Raw genomic sequence first — 16,285 nt, 5'->3', positions numbered from 1 at the left:
GCACTGCTTTCCCGTAGCCCGCGGAAATACATATGGTTTATTGACAGCCACTGATCCCCAAGAAGATAGTGCCGCCTCACGCGCGGGACGAACTGCACTCGTTGCACAGAATGAATTGGAGTTTTGATGTCAGCACACATCGGTGTCACCGGCCTTGCGGTGATGGGGGCCAACCTCGCCCGCAACCTGGCCCGGAACGGCTTCACCGTTGCCCTGCACAACCGGTCCGTCGAGAAGACCGACGCCCTGCTGGCCAAGCACGGCCAGGACGGCGACTTTGTCCGCACGGAAACCCTGCAGGAACTCGTTGACTCGCTGGAGAAGCCGCGCCGCGTGCTCATCATGGTCAAAGCCGGCCAGCCGGTCGACTCCGTGATTGAGCAGCTTGAGCCGCTCCTGGAACCGGGTGACATCATTATCGACGCCGGCAACTCCCACTACGAGGACACCCGCCGCCGCGAAGCAGCCCTGGCCAAGAAGGACCTGCACTTCGTCGGCATCGGCGTCTCCGGCGGCGAGGAAGGCGCGCTCAACGGCCCCTCGATCATGCCCGGCGGCTCCAAGGAGTCCTACGACGCCCTCGGCCCGCTACTGGAAAAGATCGCCGCCCACGTCGACGGCAAGCCCTGCTGCGCCTGGATCGGCACCGACGGCGCCGGTCACTTCGTCAAGATGGTCCACAACGGCATCGAATACGCCGACATGCAGGTCATCGGGGAAGCGTTCGACCTGCTGCGCTCCGGCGCGGGCATCGAACCGGCCGACCAGGCCAAGATCTTCGAAGAGTGGAACAAGGGAGACCTTGCCTCCTTCCTGATCGAAATCTCCGCCGAGGTCCTCGGCCACGTGGACGCGAAGACCGGCAAGCCGTTCGTCGACGTCGTCGTGGACGCCGCCGGCCAGAAGGGTACCGGCCGCTGGACGGTCATCTCCGCGCTGGAACTGGGCTCCCCGACGTCGGGCATCGCCGAATCGGTCTTCGCCCGCGCTCTGTCCTCCCAGACGGAGCAGCGCAAGCTGGCCCAGGAACTGCTGGCTGGCGCGGAAGCCGACGTCGAGGTTCCCGAGGGCTTCGTCGAGGACGTCCGCCAGGCGCTGTACGCCTCCAAGCTGGTCTCCTACGCTCAGGGGCTGGACATGCTCACCTCCGCGGCGAAGGAATACGGCTGGGACCTGAAGCTGGACGAGATCGCTTCGCTGTGGCGCGGCGGCTGCATCATCCGGGCCGAACTGCTCAAGGAGATCACCAAGGCGTACGCCGCGGAGGAGAAGCCGGCCAACCTGCTCTTCGCCCCGGCTTTCACCAAGGCGATCGCCGACGTCCTCCCGGCCTGGCGCCGGGTGGTCTCGACCGCCGTGCAGCTGGGCATCCCGGTGCCGGTGTTCTCCTCCTCGCTGGCCTACTACGACGGCCTGCGCCGCAAGCGCCTCCCGGCCGCCGTGATCCAGGGACAGCGCGACCTCTTCGGCGCGCACACCTACGGCCGTGTCGACGCCGAAGGAACCTTCCACACCCTGTGGGGCGAGGACAAGTCTGAAATCGAGGCAGTGGACACCCACTAGTTCCGTACCTGACGCCACGGCCGGTGCTCCCGTTACTCTGGGAGCACCGGCCGTACGCGTTTTCCCGGAAACCCGTCCCTGGCCCCGTCCCGTCACCGTCCCAGGAGTGCAGCAGATGAGCCAGCCCGTAGCGTTTGTCACCGGTGCCTCCACCGGCATCGGTTTTGAGACCGCGTGGAAACTCGCCGCCCGGGGATTCACCGTGTATGCCGGGGCGCGCCGCGTCGAGAAAATGGAGCCGCTCAAGGCCCACGGCGTAACGGTCATGGCGCTGGATGTCACCAACGAGGAATCCATGGCCGCAGCCGTCGAGCAGGTCATTGCCACTCACGGCCGGGTGGACGTCCTGGTGAACAACGCCGGCTACGGCTCCTACGGATCGCTGGAGGAAGTGGAAATCGCCGAGGGGCGCCGGCAGTTCGACGTCAACCTCTTCGGGCTCGCGCGGATGACCCAGCTGGTGCTCCCCGGCATGCGGACCGCCGGGCGGGGGAGGATCATCAATGTGTCCTCGATCGGCGGCAAGATGTACGAGCCGCTGGGCGCCTGGTACCACGCCACAAAGTTCGCCGTCGAGGGCCTGAGCGATTCACTGCGGATCGAACTCAAGCCCCATGGCATCGACGTGTGCATCATCGAGCCGTCGGGAACCGAATCGGAGTGGGGCGCCATCTCCGGCGACAGCCTGCTGGCCACGTCCGGCCACGGGCCCTACATGGACCAGGCGAAGGTGGTGGCGGCGGCGCTGGCTTCCACCGTGGGTTCCACCATGTCCACACCGCCGGAGGTCATTTCCGACGCCATCGTCCACGCCGCGACGTCGCCACGGCCCAAGACCCGCTATCCGGTGGGCAAGGGCGCGCGGGCGATCCTGCTGCTGCGGCGGTTGCTGCCGGACCGGGCGTTCGACGTCGTGATCTGGAAAATCTACCAGCGGTTTCCCGCGTAGCCTTCCCGTTTCCAGTTTCCAGCTGCTCCGGCGGGGACGCGTCAGTTAGATCCGGTACTCGATCAGGTATTCGGCGGGGTCGACGGCGGGCTTGGTCTCGCGCTGCGCGTCCCGGTGCCGCCACGTGGCCGGCACGCCGGTGAGGATCGATTCGGCCGGGGCGTCCTTGACCACCACGGCGTTGGCGCCCACGGCGCTGTCCCGGCCGATGGTGATGGGGCCCAGGATCTTGGCTCCGGCGCCGATCACGACGCGGTCCTCGATGGTGGGGTGCCGCTTGACCTTGGCCAGGGAGCGGCCGCCGAGGGTCACGCCGTGGTAGATCATGACGTCCTCGCCGATTTCGGCGGTTTCGCCGATGACGACCCCCATGCCGTGGTCGATGAAGAACCGGCGGCCGATCGTGGCGCCGGGATGGATCTCGATTCCGGTGAGGAACCTGGCCAGCTGGGAAATCAGCCGTGCCGGAAAGCGCAGCGCCGGATTCTGCCAGAGCCGGTGCGTCACGCGGTGGAACCAGATCGCGTGCAGGCCGGAGTAGGCGAAGAAGTTCTCAAAAGAACCTCGAGCCGCCGGGTCGTGGGACCGGGCGGCGTCGAGGTCTTCCTTCAGTCTTGCGAAGAAGCTCACAAAGACCTTTCTACGAAATCTTGGGACAAGGCCGGCCTTAGCCGCGGATGTCGTCGTACAGCACGGTGGAGATGTAACGCTCACCGAAGTCGCAGACAACAGCAACAATAAGCTTACCGGCGTTCTCCGGGCGCTTGGCCAGCTCCAGGGCAGCCCAGACGATCGCGCCGGAGGAGATGCCGCCGAGGATGCCTTCCTTGACGCCGAGCTCGCGGGCCACACGGACGGAGTCCTCCAGGGTGGCGTCCAGGACCTCGTCGTAGACGTTGGTGTCCAGGATTTCCGGGACAAAGTTGGCGCCGATGCCCTGGATCTTGTGCGGGCCCGGGGCGCCGCCATTGAGAATGGCGGAGTCCTTCGGCTCGACGGCGATGATCTGAACGTCGGGCTTGCGCTCCTTGAGCACCTGTCCGACGCCGGTGACGGTTCCGCCGGTGCCGACGCCGGCGACGAAGATGTCCACCTTGCCGTCCGTGTCGGACCAGATTTCCTCGGCCGTGGTCTGGCGGTGCACCTCGGGGTTGGCCTCGTTGGCGAACTGCTGGGCCCAGATGGAGTTCTCCGTGTTGGCGACGATCTCCTGGGCCTTCTCAACGGCGCCGCGCATGCCCTCGGAGCCGGGCGTGAGCACAATTTCGGCGCCGTAGGCGCGGAGCATGACCCGGCGTTCGGTGGACATGGTTTCCGGCATGGTGAGGATGACCTTGTAGCCGCGGGCAGCACCGACCATGGCCAGGGCGATGCCGGTGTTGCCGGAGGTGCCTTCGACGATGGTGCCGCCGGGCAGGAGGGCACCGGACTTCTCCGCGGCGTCGACGATCGCGACGCCGATCCGGTCCTTGACGCTGTTGGCCGGGTTGTAGAACTCCAGCTTGACCGCCACCGTGGCGTCAAGTCCTTCGGTCAGCCGGTTGAGCCGGACCAGCGGAGTGCCGCCGATCAGCTTCGTAACATCGTCATAGATCCGTGCCATGGGTGTCTGCGCCTGTCTGTTGAAGAAGGGGAATACTGAGGTCAGCCTAACGAGGGCCTGCAGGGCCTAGCTAAGCATTAAGCCATGCAGAGTAATATTTCCTGGCCTTGGCCAGCTTCGGATTGATGATCACCTGACAGTAACCTTGCTCCGGGAACTTGGCGAAGTAGTCCTGGTGGATTTCCTCCGCCCGGTGGAACACGGGCAGCCGGCTGACTTCCGTGACGATCGGATGCGCCCAGAGCTGCTGGTTCCGTTCGATGGCTTCCTCGAAAATGATCTTCTCCTCGGTTGTCTCGTAGAACATCGAGGAGCGGTACTGGGTGCCGACGTCGTAGCCCTGACGGTTGAGCGTCGTGGGGTCGTGGAGGGCGAAGAACATGTCCAGGATGACCTCCGCCGGGATGACGTCCTCATCGAACGTTACGGCCACGACTTCGGCATGGCCGGTGGTTCCGGAGCAGACGGCGTAGTAGTCGGGGTCGCGGTGATGGCCTCCGGTGTAGCCCGAAACGACCGCGCTGACACCCTTGGTTTTCTGGTAGACGGCGTCGAGGCACCAGAAGCAGCCTCCGCCGAGGACAAAAGTTCTCATGCTCTCTTCAATGGTTCAAGGGCTCCGATGATTCCCGGCGTCTGCGGGGCCGGCCGGCCGATAGGGTAAAAATGTGGGTATGGAACCTGAAAACACCGACGTTTCAGCCGGCCCTGCCGACGGAAGCACTGCTGCCGGCAACGGATCCGGGGAAACGCCCGGGGCGCCCACCCTTGGCATGATCCTGCTGGCCGTGGAAGAGCTCTGGCCGGAGTCCCTCGCGGAGGACTGGGACGAGGTGGGCCTCGTGGCCGGCCACCCCTCCGCCGCGGTCAACAGGATCCTCTTCGCCGTCGATCCGACCCTTGAGGTGATCGAGGAAGCCATTGAATTTGGCGCCGAACTTCTTATCACCCACCATCCTCTGCTGCTCAAGGGCGTCACCTCGGTCGCGGCGACCACTGCCAAGGGCCGGGCCGTGCACCGCCTGATCGAGTCGGGGACCGGGCTGTTGACGGTGCACACCAACGGTGATTCCGCCGTCGGCGGCGTCTCGGATGTCCTGGCCGATGCGCTGGGACTGCAGAACGTGGCCCCGCTGACCCCGGCGGCCAACGGCCTGCCGGAGGAAGGCATCGGGCGCGTCGGGGACCTTGAGGAAGTCCTGACCCTGGGCGACTTCGCCGCGCGCGTCTTCGGGATCCTTCCCTCGGTGGCCGGGGGAGTGCGTGTCTCCGGGGACCGGGACGGCTTGGTCCGCCGCGTGGCGGTGTGCGGCGGCGCCGGCGATTCCCTCCTCGGCGAGGTCCGGGCGAGCAACGCCGACGTGTACCTGACCGCCGATCTCCGGCACCATCCGGCGTCGGAAGCCCGTGAGGCGGCCGTCAATGACAGGCCGTACCTGATCGACGTTTCGCACTTCGCCAGCGAGTGGCTGTGGCTGCCGGCCGCGGCGGATGCGCTGGGTAACGTGCTGAGCGACCAGGGCCATGACGTCGAGATCCGGGTCAGCAGCACCAACAGCGATCCGTGGGACTTCATTCTGACTCCGGGCTAGGCCTGGCGTGCGAGGGGCCCCGGGTGAGCGTAGCGAGGCCGGGGAGTACGCTAGGCGCTAGAGTCTAGGGAGCGCCGATTAGGTGCCCGGCTCCGGCCGGCAGGGAACAAGCGGAGGTAAATAGTGGCCAAGGCAGCACCGGCGGAACAGTTGAAGTTGCTCGAATTGCAGGGACTTGATGCGAAGCTCAAATCCCTGTCCAACCGCCGCCGAAGCCTTGAAAGCGACTCCCGGATCACCGATCTTGAAGCAGCCCTCAGCGTGGCCAACGGCGAACTCGGCTCCGCGAAGGTGGCCGTCCACGACGCCGAACTCGAGCTTAAGCGGGCCGAGGCGGACGTGGAGCAGGTGGCCTCCCGGATCGAACGCGACGAGGCGAAGCTCAACAGCGGCACCGGCCTGTCCAAGGACCTCGTGGCCCTGCAGCGCGACCTCGTGTCCCTGAACAAGCGCCGCTCCGACCTTGAAGACGTGGAGCTGGAGGTCCTTGAGCGGCTCGATTCCCTGCGCCTGCGCCAGGCCGCCCAGCAGCAGATCGTCGACGACATCCAGGGTTCCTTCGGCTCCATCCGTGCCGAGCTGGACGAACAGCTCGCCGAGGTCGCCGCCGAGGCCACGGTGGTGCGCGGCAAGCGTGCCGAATTCGCCGAGGGCCTCGACGCGGGCATGCTCGCCGTCTACGAGAAGACCCTGGCCAAGCGCGGCGTCGGTGCGGCGCGGCTGTTCCACGGCACGTCCGAGGGATCCGGCATGCAGCTCAGCCCGGGCGACCTCGCCGAAATAAAGGCCGCGGCCGAGGACGACATCGTCTTCTGCCCGGACTCCGGCTGCATCCTGGTCCGCTCCTCCGAGTGGGCGTAGCCACCCGACTGACTGGCAGTTGGGGCCGTTTTGGGGGCTCAAAACGGCCCCTGATGCGAGCTAGTTGGGCAGGATGATGTTCAGGGCGTGCGGCTTCCGGGCCGTGCCCTCGACCAGCTCCGCGGTCCACTTTTCGGCCGCAGCTTGTCTCAGCTGCGCCGGTGTCCGCGGCGCCCTGCCCCGCCGGGTCAGCAGGTGCCGGGCGAGCTCGCCTCGAGTGTGCTTGGCGAAGTGACTGACCACCTTACGCACGCCGTCCACCTCGGTGAAGACGTTCACGGCCACGGTCAGCTGGGGCGGGGGAGCCCACGCCGCGGCGTAGGTGCTGGAACGGCAGTCCACCAGCAGTTCACCGTCCACGACCCCGGCGAGGGCCGCCGTGAGCTGCGGTTTCCAAAACGACGCCAGCCGTCCGACATCGGGCAGTGCGGTGGACATCGACAGCCGGTAAGCAGGCACGCTGTCCCCGAAGCGGATGGCACCCCAGAGCGCGGAAATGACCATGACTGATTCATCCGCCTTGCGCTTCTGCGCGGCCGTCAGCGAGTCATAGCCCAGCGCGTCATACAGCACGCCGGAGTAGACCTGATGGGCCGGGGCGGCCGGCTCGGCGTGCAGCCGCGTGTTGCGTTCGACGTCGGCGCGCAGCGAGGCGCCCACGCCCAGGAGCGCGAGGGCATCTTCGTGGGCGCTAACCGTTCCGAGGCCGTCCAGCACCTTGGCCCGGTACGTGTTCAGTTCGGGAAAGCTCAGGGAGGTCCAGTCGACGGCGTTGCCGGCCGTCGCGGGGGTCTTGCCTTCGGAGGGCGGCAGCAGAATCAGCACTGGCCAATCTTAGCCGTCCGATCCCGGTGGCGGCCCGCCGTCCGGCACTGCGCCTGCTCGGACTGGCCGGCCCGGAAGCCGCGGGGTCAGCCGAGGTTGCGGCCCAGGAAGGACAACACGCCGGGCAGGACGGAACGCCAGTAGGTGTCGTCGTGGCCGCCGGGCTGGAAACCACCCTCGACGGCACCCGGCAGACCGGCACGGTAGTCACGAACCGTGGCGGCAAGGTCGTCTCCCGTGCCGCAATCGATCCGTTTGGGCAGTGCCGCGAGGCCGGAGCGGAGCGCGAACACGTCGTGTGCCGCGAAGTCGGCCGGGCCGTCGAAGGCGTTGTTCAAGCGAGGATCGTACGCTTTCCAGACCGCCGGACTCATGGCCGCGACGGCCCGGACCCCGGGCAGCCTGCCCTGGGAGGCGAGCAGGAGGGACCCGAAACCTCCCATCGAGAGGCCGACGAGGCCGATCCTGCCGAGGTCGTAGCCCCGCCGTCCGAGGAACGGCGCAAATTCCTTCACCAGCATTGACTGGGTGTCGGTGCCGTTCGCGCGCGGATGCCACCAGTTGTCCCCGCCGTCCACGGCCGCGATCGCGAAGGGCGCGCCGCCGGCGTCGAGGTGCCGCCGCAGGGCCTCGTCGGCAGCCAGGCTCTCCAGCAGGACGGAGTGGTCACCGCCGAGTCCGTGCAGAAAGATCGCCACGGGCAGTTCGGGCTGAGCGTTGCCGGGCGGCATATCGGGCGCGGCCAGGGACCAGCGCGTGGCGACCCCGGGCCGGTAGGCGGAGACGAAGGAGCCGGCGCTGGTCCGGACGGTCAGCGGGGCGGCGGCCGTCGGTGCGGTAGCGGCGGGAAGGGATGTCTCGACCGGTGTGAGGCCTTCCGTGCACGCTGTGAGCGCGGACGCACCAAAGCCAATAGCTGCCAGCTCAAGCAGCCTGCGCCGGGTCAGGGCGGACTGGTCCATGCATCGATCCTAGGCCCGGCCGCGGGCTACGCGGCCCTAAATGGTGGCGCCGGTGACTCCGCCGGTGGCGTCGCCGGCGTTCCCGCAATCCCTGTCTTGGCCGCGTGGTCCTCGCGTGCCAGAAATGCTGCCAGTTCGGCGATGGTGCTCATCAAGGGCGCGGGGAAGACGACCGTTGAGTTCTTGTCGACCCCGATCTCCACGAGGGACTGAAGATTCCGCAACTGCAGGGCGACGGGGTGGGCCATCATCGTGTCTGATGCCGCGCCCAGCGCCACGGCAGCGATCGCCTCTCCTTCGGCCGCGATGATCTTGGCCCGCTTCTCCCGCTCGGCCTCCGCCTGCCGGGCCATCGCCCGCTTCATACTGTCCGGGAGCTGGATGTCCTTGAGTTCAACGAGTGTCACTTCGACGCCCCATTCCAGGGTGAGGGCGTCCAAAATTTCCCGGATGTCGCTGTTGATCCGCTCGGTCTCGGACAGCGTCTGGTCCAGGCTGTGCCGGCCCACCACCTTCCGCAGGGTGGTCTGGGCGATCTGGTTGATGGCCGCCGCGACGTCTTCGATCGCTACGACGGACTTCACGGCGTCGACCACCCGGTAATACGCCACTGCCGAGATGTCGACGCTGACGTTGTCCTGGGTGATGATCCCTTGTGACTGGATCGGCATTGTCACGATCCGCAGGCTCACCAGCTGAAGCCGGTCCACCACCGGGATGATAAACCGCAGGCCGGGCATCCGGACCGCGACCACCCGGCCCAGCCGGAACAGGACGCCTTGTTCATACTGACGGACAATTTTGATCGACATCCTGGCGAGGATGAGCACCAGGATGATGGCGAGGACCCAGATGATGATGGCTGTCCAGTTCACTTCAATCGTTTCCTTGACTAGCAGGAATACTCCTCCAATTCTCCCACCGGCGGCCCCAAAATACGCTGGTGGGAGGGCTCCGCCGGGGGAGACCGTAGAATGGACGGCGGATGGGTTGACCAGGCGGCCGCGCGCCACGGAAGTGGCTCGAGGAACGTCCGGGCTCCGCAGGGCAGGGTGGTGGGTAACGCCCACTCGGGGTAACCCGCAGGCCAGTGCCACAGAGAGCAGACCGCCTGCATGCGGCGTGTGCTTGCACGGGCCGCAGGGCAGGTAAGGGTGAAACGGTGGTGTAAGAGACCACCAGCTTCCCGGGTGACCGGGAAGGCTAGGTAAACCCCACCCGGAGCAAGGCCAGACAGGACACGTTTGAGGGCTGCCCGCCCGAGTGTCCGGGTAGGCTGCTGGAGGGCGTCGGCAACGGCGTTCGTAGATGGATGGCCGCTACTCCTGTGCTGGTAACGGCACGGGAACACAGAACCCGGCGTATCGGTCAACCCATCCACCCACATCGCCGCGGCTCTGCCTCGCGCCCCGATCCTGCCCGGTCTGGCCCCGTGTGAGTCATTTCACGCGTCACCGGGCACCGGACCCCGCCGGCCCGCCCGTAGAATGGATGGTGAACGTAGAAGTTCTGCCGCCGGGTCTGCGTTCGCAGCCGGTGGCTTTTCTTTGCTCGACAGGCGCCCGGGGTGGACCGAATCCCCGGCGCCGAGGTGCCGGAGAACCTCCGGCCGCCGACTTCCGCATACGACGTCGTATGTGGTGGATTCTAGGAAGGTATTTCTGTGAGCCAGACGTCAGATTCTTGTCTTGATACGTGGATGGGCCGGGAGGCGCTCGCCGAGGCCATGATTCCGGTGATCGGCCGGCTGTACCGGGAAAACAACGTGGTCACCTCCATCCACGGCCGCAGCCTGATCAACAAGTCCACCATGAACATCCTCAAGGCCCATCGCTTCGCGCGCCGGATGAGCAAGGAAGAACTGCGCCTCGAAGAGACCGCCCCGCTGCTGGATGCCCTGACCAAGCTGGAGCTCGGCGCCGCAGCCATCGACATTGCCCGCCTCACCGAGAAGTACCGGGCCGAGGGCAACGGCGCCACCCTGGACGAGTTCCTCCGTGCCGAACTCGCCGACGTCGTGGGCAAGCGCGGCGGCGATGACCGCACCAGCACCGACGTCGTCCTCTACGGCTTCGGCCGCATCGGCCGGCTCCTGGCCCGCCTCCTGATCGAAAAGGCCGGCGGAGGCCACGGCCTGCGCCTGCGCGCCATCGTGGTGCGCCGCGGTTCGGACAACGACCTCGCCAAGCGCGCCAGCCTCCTGCGACGCGACTCGGTCCACGGCTCCTTCGAAGGCACCATCAAGGTGGACCTCGAAAACGACACCATCACCGCCAACGGTGTCCAGATCCAGGTCATCTACTCGGACAACCCCGCCACGGTCGACTACACCGCCTACGGCATCCACGACGCCCTGGTGGTCGACAACACGGGACGCTGGCGCGACGCCGAGGGCCTGTCCCAGCACCTGCAGAGCAAGGGCGTCTCCCGGGTCCTGCTCACGGCGCCGGGCAAGGGCGAGCTGAAGAACATCGTTCACGGCATCAACCACGGCACCATCGCCGACTCGGACACAATCGTGTCAGCGGCCTCCTGCACCACCAACGCCATCACCCCCGTGCTGAAGGCCATCAACGACCGGTACGGCGTGGTGCACGGCCACGTGGAGACGGTCCACTCGTTCACGAACGACCAGAACCTGATCGACAACTTCCACAAGGGCGACCGCCGCGGACGCTCCGCCGCGCTGAACATGGTCATCACCGAGACCGGCGCCGCCAAGGCTGTCGCCAAGGCGCTGCCCGAACTGCTGGGCAAGCTCACCGGCAGCTCCATCCGCGTCCCCACCCCCGACGTGTCGCTGGCCATCCTGAACCTGAGCCTGGAAAACGGCACCACCAAGGACGAAGTCAACGATTACCTGCGGGAAATGTCGCTGCACTCGGACCTCCGCAAGCAGATCGACTACATCGATTCTCCCGAAGTGGTCTCCACCGACTTTGTCGGCTCGCGCCGCGCGGGCATCGTCGACGGCCTCGCCACGATCTCCAACGACAAGAACCTGGTTCTCTACGTCTGGTACGACAACGAATTCGGCTACAGCTGCCAGGTGGTCCGCGTGATGGAGGAAATGGCCGGCGTGAACCCGCCGTCATTCCCCGCCAAGGACGCTGCCGCCACCTTGGAAGCGGCCGGCCTGCCCGTCGAGGTCGACGCCTGAGATCCCACGCCTGAATTCTGTGCCGTTCTGCCTTTCCCGGCCGATCCTCTGGAATCGGCCGGGAAAGAGCACCACAATGGTGCAATGGAACAGAACTCGGCAGTGGAGCACGAAACCACCCTGGAACACGCATTGGACGTCGCCCGCGCGAACGCCAAGGAAGCCAAACGGCTCCTCGACGACGCCCGCGCCAAGTATGCGGCCGGTGACGTCGACGAGGCGCGGGTCCAGCAGCTCGAATCGCTGATGGCCCTCGCCAACGAAGACCTGGTACGCGTGACCAGGGAGAACTGACAGGGCACCCGTCCTCCACACTGTGGACAACCCCCGGGGCGCCGGGGGAGCGGCCTAGGCTTCGGGGGTGAAGAGACTTCACCCCGCCCGGAAGCCGGCATGACGCTCACCTGGGCGGAGTTCCGGAGGGAACGACGCCGGTCCCGCCAGGCGTGGGCCCTGCTTGCCGCTGCGGCACTCGCCGTCGTCGCGGGACTCGGCTGGTTCTTCACCGTCGGGCAGTTTGCCGCCGTCGAGCCGCCGGCGGGAGGACCCAGCGAAGCTCCCGTCCTGGCAACCGGCTGGATGGACGCGGTCCCTTCCGTGCGCCCTGTTACGCGGGGTCCCGCGGCGGCGCTGCTGGACACACTTCCCGTCAAAGGCCGGGCCGCCAAGGACAATTACGACCGCAGCGCGTACGGACAGGCCTGGCTGGACGTGGACCGCAACGGCTGCGACACCCGCAACGACATCCTCCGCCGGGACCTTTCCGGCGCCGAATTCACCGAGGAATCCCAGTGCCGGGTGGCTGGCGGGACCTTCCGGGAACCCTACACCGGCCGCCAGCTCACCTTCCGACGGGGATCCGGGAGCAGCAAAGCAGTGCAGATCGATCACGTCGTGGCGCTGGGGGATGCCTGGCAAAAGGGTGCCCAGCTGCTGACACCCGCGCAACGCGAGCACCTGGCGAACGATCCGCTGAACCTGATCGCTGTCGACGGCCCCGCGAACCAGGACAAAAGCGCGTCCGACGCCGCCACCTGGCTGCCGCCCAACAAGAACTTCCGCTGCCACTATGTCGCCCGGCAGATCTCCGTCAAAGCCGCCTACCGTCTGTGGGTCACTCCGGCGGAGAAGGACGCCATGAAAAGGGTCCTCGCCTCCTGCCCCGGGCAGCAGACGGTTGTTCCCGAGACTCAGTAAACTACCCGGCGGCGAGTCCCGCCTCCAGCCGCTCCACATCCTCCCGGTGGCAGAGTTCGGTGGCCTGCGTCGTCACCGTGGCGCTTCCGGCGGCGACGGCGGCCCGGAGCGCCGCCGCGAGGGTGCGGCCCTGCGCCAGGCGGAGGACGAAGGCGGCCAGGAAGCTGTCGCCCGCACCGACGGTGCTTCGCACCTCCACCTCCGGCACGGCCAGCCGAAGGATCCCGGACTTCGAGGCCAGCACGGCACCTTCCGCACCCAGGGTCAGGGCGACATGCTCCGCGGACCCGTCCGCGACGAGCCCCGCGGCGGCCTCAACCTGGCTCTCACCGCTCTCCAGCGTTGTGCCAAAGTGCAGCCCCAACTCCCGCCGGCTCGGCTTCACCAGGAACACCCCCTCAGCGAGGGCTTCGGCCAGCGCCGGGCCGGAGGCGTCCACAATGCAGCGGGCCTCATGCCGGCGCGCCAGCCGCGCCACCTGGGCATAGAAATCATCCGGGACCCCCGGCGGCAGGCTGCCGCTGGCCACGACGTACCCACCCACGGGAATCGAATCCGCCACGAGCGCCAGGCACAGCCGCCACTCGGGTTCACTCAGTTCGGGGCCCTGAAGCACAAAGCGGAACTGCTTGCCCGTCGTCGTCTCGTCCACCGTGAAGTCCTCGCGCGTACTGCCTTGGATGGGCACCGCCAGGGTGGGGATGCGTTCGGCCTCGATGAGGCGGCGGTAAGCCTCTCCGGTGGGTCCGCCGGCGGTGTAGACCGCCAGTGTCCGCCCGCCCAGGCGCTGCACCACCCGGGACACGTTCACGCCCCCGCCGCCCGGATCAAGGCGGCTGGCGCCGCAGCGCAGTTTGTGGCCGCTGGTAACGCGCTCCGTTGCAGTGCTTACGTCCAGCGCGGGATTGACGGTAAGCGTGAGAATGGGCTGCATCATGCTCCGTCCGGGGGCTTCCATGGCCCCAGCATAGGAGCACGGGCCCGGGGCTGTCCCGGGTCCGCCGTCCCCTTGTGGGCAGTCAACCGCTCGGCGAGAATGGGCGCGGCAGGAAAAGCGGCAGAAGGTCCGCCACGCCGCGATGAAATGGGACGGGCGCCATGGCACAGAACATAGACGGCTCCGACACAGCCGGCTCCGACACGGCCGCCTCCGGCAAGGACGGCGCTGGCAAGAAAAAGGACGGCACCGGCAAGAAAAACGCAGCCCGGAAAGGCGGGTCGGGCCGCAAGTCCTCGAGGCCCGCGCGGCTGCCCCTCGGCGTGTACGAGGAAGAGCTCTTCCGGCTCCAGGCCGAGCTCGTCGCGCTCCAGGAATGGGTCCGCAGCTCGGGCGCGCGGGTGCTGGTGATCTTCGAAGGGCGCGACGCCGCAGGCAAGGGCAGTGCCATCAAACGGGTCACCCAGTACCTGAATCCGCGCGTGGCCCGCATCGTGGCACTGCCGGCCCCGACGGAGCGGCAGCGGGGCGAATGGTATTTCCAGCGCTACGTGGCGCACCTCCCCGCCGCGGGGGAGATCGTCCTGATGGACCGTTCCTGGTACAACCGGGCCGGCGTCGAACACGTGATGGGATTCTGCACGCCCGCCGAACACAAACGCTTTATGGCGCAGTGCCCGGTCTTTGAACGCCTCCTGGTCCAGGACGGCATCCTCGTGTTCAAGTACTGGTTCTCGATCAGCCACGCGGAACAGGAACGGCGCTTCAAGTCACGGCTGGATGATCCGATGCGGCAGTGGAAACTCTCGCCGATGGACCGGGAGTCGATCCTCCGCTGGGAAGACTACTCCCGGGCCAAGGATGACATGTTCATGCAGACAGACACCGCCGAATCGCCTTGGTACGTGGTCGAGGCGGAGGACAAACGCCGGGCCAGGATCAACATGATCGCCCACCTGCTCTCCAGCATCGACTACACGGAAGTCCGGATGGAGCCGGTGACGTTGCCGGAACGGCCCAAGGCCGTCAACTACACGCGCCCACCCCGGGAGTTGTTCCGCTACGTTCCGGATCACGCCGCCATGCTGCAGAGGCCGGACGAGGGATAACCGCGCAGCGGGAAATCCGTGAGGCGGCATTTCCACGCTCCACGGCCGTTTCGTCGGACCGGGAAGGTAGGGTACCGGCATGGACATCATCCTGGTACCCGGTTTCTGGTTGGACGCCTCATCGTGGGAGGAGGTGACCCCGCCGCTGGTTGCGGCCGGACATCACGTCCACCCGCTGACGCTGCCCGGGCTGGAATCGGCAGACGCGCCGCGGGCCGGCATCGGCTTGCGGACGCATATCGACGCCGTGGTGGCGATAATCGACGCCTTCGATGACCCCGTGGTCCTGGTGGGCCACTCGGGCGGTGGCGCCATCATCCACGGCGCCGTCGACGCCCGCCCGGACAGGGTGGTCCGGGCGATCTACGTGGACAGCGGGCCGCTGGGAGACGGCGGCGTCATCAACGACGACCTGCCGGACGACGGCGACGCGGTGCCGCTTCCGCCGTGGGAGTTGTTCGAGGACGAAGACCTCACCGACCTCGACGAGGAGCTGCGGTCCATGTTCCGGGCCCGTGCCATCCCGCAGCCCAAGGGCGTGGCCCAGGACCAGCAGCGGCTGAACGACGAGCGCCGCTACGACGTCCCGGCGACCGTCATCGCCTGCGAGTTCCCGTCGTCAATGCTCATTGAAATGATCGCCGGCGGCCACCCGTACGTTGCGGAACTCGGGCGCGTTCGCGACGTCGACTACGTGGACCTGCCCACCGGGCACTGGCCGCAGTTCACCAAGCCGGCCGAGCTGGGCGCGGCGATCCTTGCCGCCGTCGACCGCAGCTAATTCCGCGGCGGAAATTCCCCACTTTTGGGACCCGCCGCCGGCGTGTCCTGCCAAACCGCCGGGGATTTCCGGCGCCTCGGCATCAAAGGCGGGGAAATTCGCCGCATGCCGGCCACGTCGACGCCGAACATGGGGGACCGCCCAGAACCTAGTGCCCGAACGGGTCTGGATCCACGCCGGGCATCCAGGTCAGCCCGGGGACACCCCAGCCGCTTTTCTTGGCCAGCTTCATGGCCTTGCGGGCGTACCGGTCAAGGAGGCGGTTGACGTAGAGTTTGCCGTCTAGGTGGTCATATTCGTGCTGGAGGACCCGGGCGAACCAGCCCGTCGCCTCAAAATCGACCGGGTTGCCGTCCCCGTCGAAGCCCTGCACCCGGGCCCACTCCGCGCGCTTGAGCGGGTACTGCCCGCCCGGGAAGGACAGGCAGCCCTCCTCTTCCTCATCCGGATCCGGCAGCGCGCCGGAGACCTTGGAAAGGGTCAGGACCGGGTTGACGACGACCCCGGACGGCGGGGTGCCGTCGTCGTTGTCGAACTTGTAGACGAAGAGCCGTTTGCCGACCCCCACCTGGGGCGCGGCGAGACCGACGCCATTGGCGGCGTCGTTGGTCTCGAACATGTCGGCGATCAGGGTCCGGAGCTCGTCGTCGAAGACTTCAACCTCGGCGGCCCGGCGGTGCAGCACGGGTTCGCCCCAGATCGTGATGGGCAGGACGGTCATGGCAGGAAAGTTCCTCTGTTGCTGT

General features: G+C 67.0%; 17 protein-coding genes and 1 other RNA gene. 10 read left to right on the top strand and 8 right to left on the bottom strand.

Features of this window, described 5'->3' with window-relative positions:
* The first annotated feature begins 126 nt into the window (after positions 1-126).
* Together gndA and ASE96_RS11220 are read left to right on the top strand one after the other, a co-directional pair.
* Complete coding sequence (gndA, locus tag ASE96_RS11225; RefSeq protein WP_056429924.1) at positions 127-1,563, top strand: NADP-dependent phosphogluconate dehydrogenase; 1,437 nt, start codon at positions 127-129, stop codon at positions 1,561-1,563.
* Positions 1,564-1,678: 115 nt separating this feature from the next.
* Positions 1,679-2,512: an oxidoreductase gene (locus tag ASE96_RS11220; RefSeq protein ID WP_056429921.1), complete on the top strand. Its 834-nt coding sequence runs from the start codon at positions 1,679-1,681 to the stop codon at positions 2,510-2,512.
* A 45-nt stretch (positions 2,513-2,557) separates the two neighbouring features.
* On the opposite strand, the gene epsC is transcribed toward ASE96_RS11220, so the two are convergent.
* From epsC to msrA, 3 genes are all read right to left on the bottom strand, one after another.
* The gene (gene epsC, locus ASE96_RS11215; protein WP_056429917.1) at positions 2,558-3,142 is read right to left on the bottom strand and encodes a serine O-acetyltransferase EpsC; all 585 of its coding nucleotides are present in this window, start codon (positions 3,140-3,142) and stop codon (positions 2,558-2,560) included.
* Positions 3,143-3,179: 37 nt separating this feature from the next.
* A complete protein-coding gene (gene cysK / locus ASE96_RS11210; RefSeq protein WP_056429914.1) occupies positions 3,180-4,115 on the bottom strand; it encodes a cysteine synthase A in 936 nt (311 codons plus the stop codon).
* Between the two features lie 70 nt (positions 4,116-4,185).
* Positions 4,186-4,710: a peptide-methionine (S)-S-oxide reductase MsrA gene (gene msrA / locus ASE96_RS11205; RefSeq protein WP_056429911.1), complete on the bottom strand. Its 525-nt coding sequence runs from the start codon at positions 4,708-4,710 to the stop codon at positions 4,186-4,188.
* Between the two features lie 79 nt (positions 4,711-4,789).
* Here msrA and ASE96_RS11200 point away from each other — a divergent pair, with 79 nt between their 5' ends.
* On the top strand, positions 4,790-5,707 hold the full coding sequence (locus tag ASE96_RS11200; RefSeq protein WP_056429909.1) for a Nif3-like dinuclear metal center hexameric protein: 918 nt from the start codon (positions 4,790-4,792) through the stop codon (positions 5,705-5,707).
* Positions 5,708-5,830: 123 nt separating this feature from the next.
* Positions 5,831-6,568, top strand: a complete 738-nt coding sequence (locus ASE96_RS11195) for a zinc ribbon domain-containing protein (RefSeq protein ID WP_056429905.1) — start codon at positions 5,831-5,833, stop codon at positions 6,566-6,568.
* A 60-nt stretch (positions 6,569-6,628) separates the two neighbouring features.
* Here the strand turns inward: ASE96_RS11195 and ASE96_RS11190 are convergent, their stop codons facing one another.
* The 3 genes from ASE96_RS11190 to ASE96_RS11180 form a co-directional block, all read right to left on the bottom strand.
* Positions 6,629-7,393, bottom strand: a complete 765-nt coding sequence (locus ASE96_RS11190) for a YaaA family protein (RefSeq protein ID WP_056429902.1) — start codon at positions 7,391-7,393, stop codon at positions 6,629-6,631.
* 86 nt (positions 7,394-7,479) lie between these two features.
* A complete protein-coding gene (locus ASE96_RS11185) occupies positions 7,480-8,355 on the bottom strand; it encodes an alpha/beta hydrolase (RefSeq protein ID WP_156367569.1) in 876 nt (291 codons plus the stop codon).
* A 26-nt stretch (positions 8,356-8,381) separates the two neighbouring features.
* Complete coding sequence (locus ASE96_RS11180) at positions 8,382-9,230, bottom strand: SPFH domain-containing protein (protein WP_082492690.1); 849 nt, start codon at positions 9,228-9,230, stop codon at positions 8,382-8,384.
* A 111-nt stretch (positions 9,231-9,341) separates the two neighbouring features.
* Between ASE96_RS11180 and rnpB the strand changes: the two genes are divergently transcribed.
* From rnpB to ASE96_RS11165, 4 genes are all read left to right on the top strand, one after another.
* Positions 9,342-9,735, top strand: an RNA gene (rnpB, locus tag ASE96_RS11305) — RNase P RNA component class A.
* Positions 9,736-10,018: 283 nt separating this feature from the next.
* Entirely contained in the window at positions 10,019-11,515 is a 1,497-nt protein-coding gene (locus ASE96_RS11175) for a glyceraldehyde-3-phosphate dehydrogenase (RefSeq protein WP_082492689.1), read from the top strand.
* An 84-nt stretch (positions 11,516-11,599) separates the two neighbouring features.
* The gene (locus tag ASE96_RS11170) at positions 11,600-11,809 is read left to right on the top strand and encodes a hypothetical protein (RefSeq protein ID WP_056429896.1); all 210 of its coding nucleotides are present in this window, start codon (positions 11,600-11,602) and stop codon (positions 11,807-11,809) included.
* Between the two features lie 99 nt (positions 11,810-11,908).
* Positions 11,909-12,712 (top strand): HNH endonuclease family protein, encoded by an 804-nt coding sequence (locus ASE96_RS11165; RefSeq protein ID WP_056429893.1) that lies wholly within the window; start codon positions 11,909-11,911, stop codon positions 12,710-12,712.
* Position 12,713: 1 nt separating this feature from the next.
* On the opposite strand, the gene ASE96_RS11160 is transcribed toward ASE96_RS11165, so the two are convergent.
* Positions 12,714-13,670, bottom strand: a complete 957-nt coding sequence (locus ASE96_RS11160) for a 1-phosphofructokinase family hexose kinase (RefSeq protein WP_200913040.1) — start codon at positions 13,668-13,670, stop codon at positions 12,714-12,716.
* 290 nt (positions 13,671-13,960) lie between these two features.
* Between ASE96_RS11160 and ppk2 the strand changes: the two genes are divergently transcribed.
* Positions 13,961-14,758 (top strand): polyphosphate kinase 2, encoded by a 798-nt coding sequence (gene ppk2, locus ASE96_RS11155; protein ID WP_056430081.1) that lies wholly within the window; start codon positions 13,961-13,963, stop codon positions 14,756-14,758.
* Positions 14,759-14,837: 79 nt separating this feature from the next.
* A complete protein-coding gene (locus ASE96_RS11150) occupies positions 14,838-15,539 on the top strand; it encodes an alpha/beta fold hydrolase (RefSeq protein ID WP_056429890.1) in 702 nt (233 codons plus the stop codon).
* A gap of 148 nt (positions 15,540-15,687) precedes the next feature.
* Here ASE96_RS11150 and def read toward each other — a convergent pair whose 3' ends face one another.
* Positions 15,688-16,260 (bottom strand): peptide deformylase, encoded by a 573-nt coding sequence (def, locus tag ASE96_RS11145; RefSeq protein WP_056429887.1) that lies wholly within the window; start codon positions 16,258-16,260, stop codon positions 15,688-15,690.
* Positions 16,261-16,285 lie beyond the last annotated feature (25 nt).

The sequence above is a fragment of the Arthrobacter sp. Leaf69 genome, from assembly GCF_001422645.1.
GTDB lineage: Bacteria > Actinomycetota > Actinomycetes > Actinomycetales > Micrococcaceae > Arthrobacter.
This window is presented reverse-complemented; position numbering and strand designations above follow the sequence as displayed.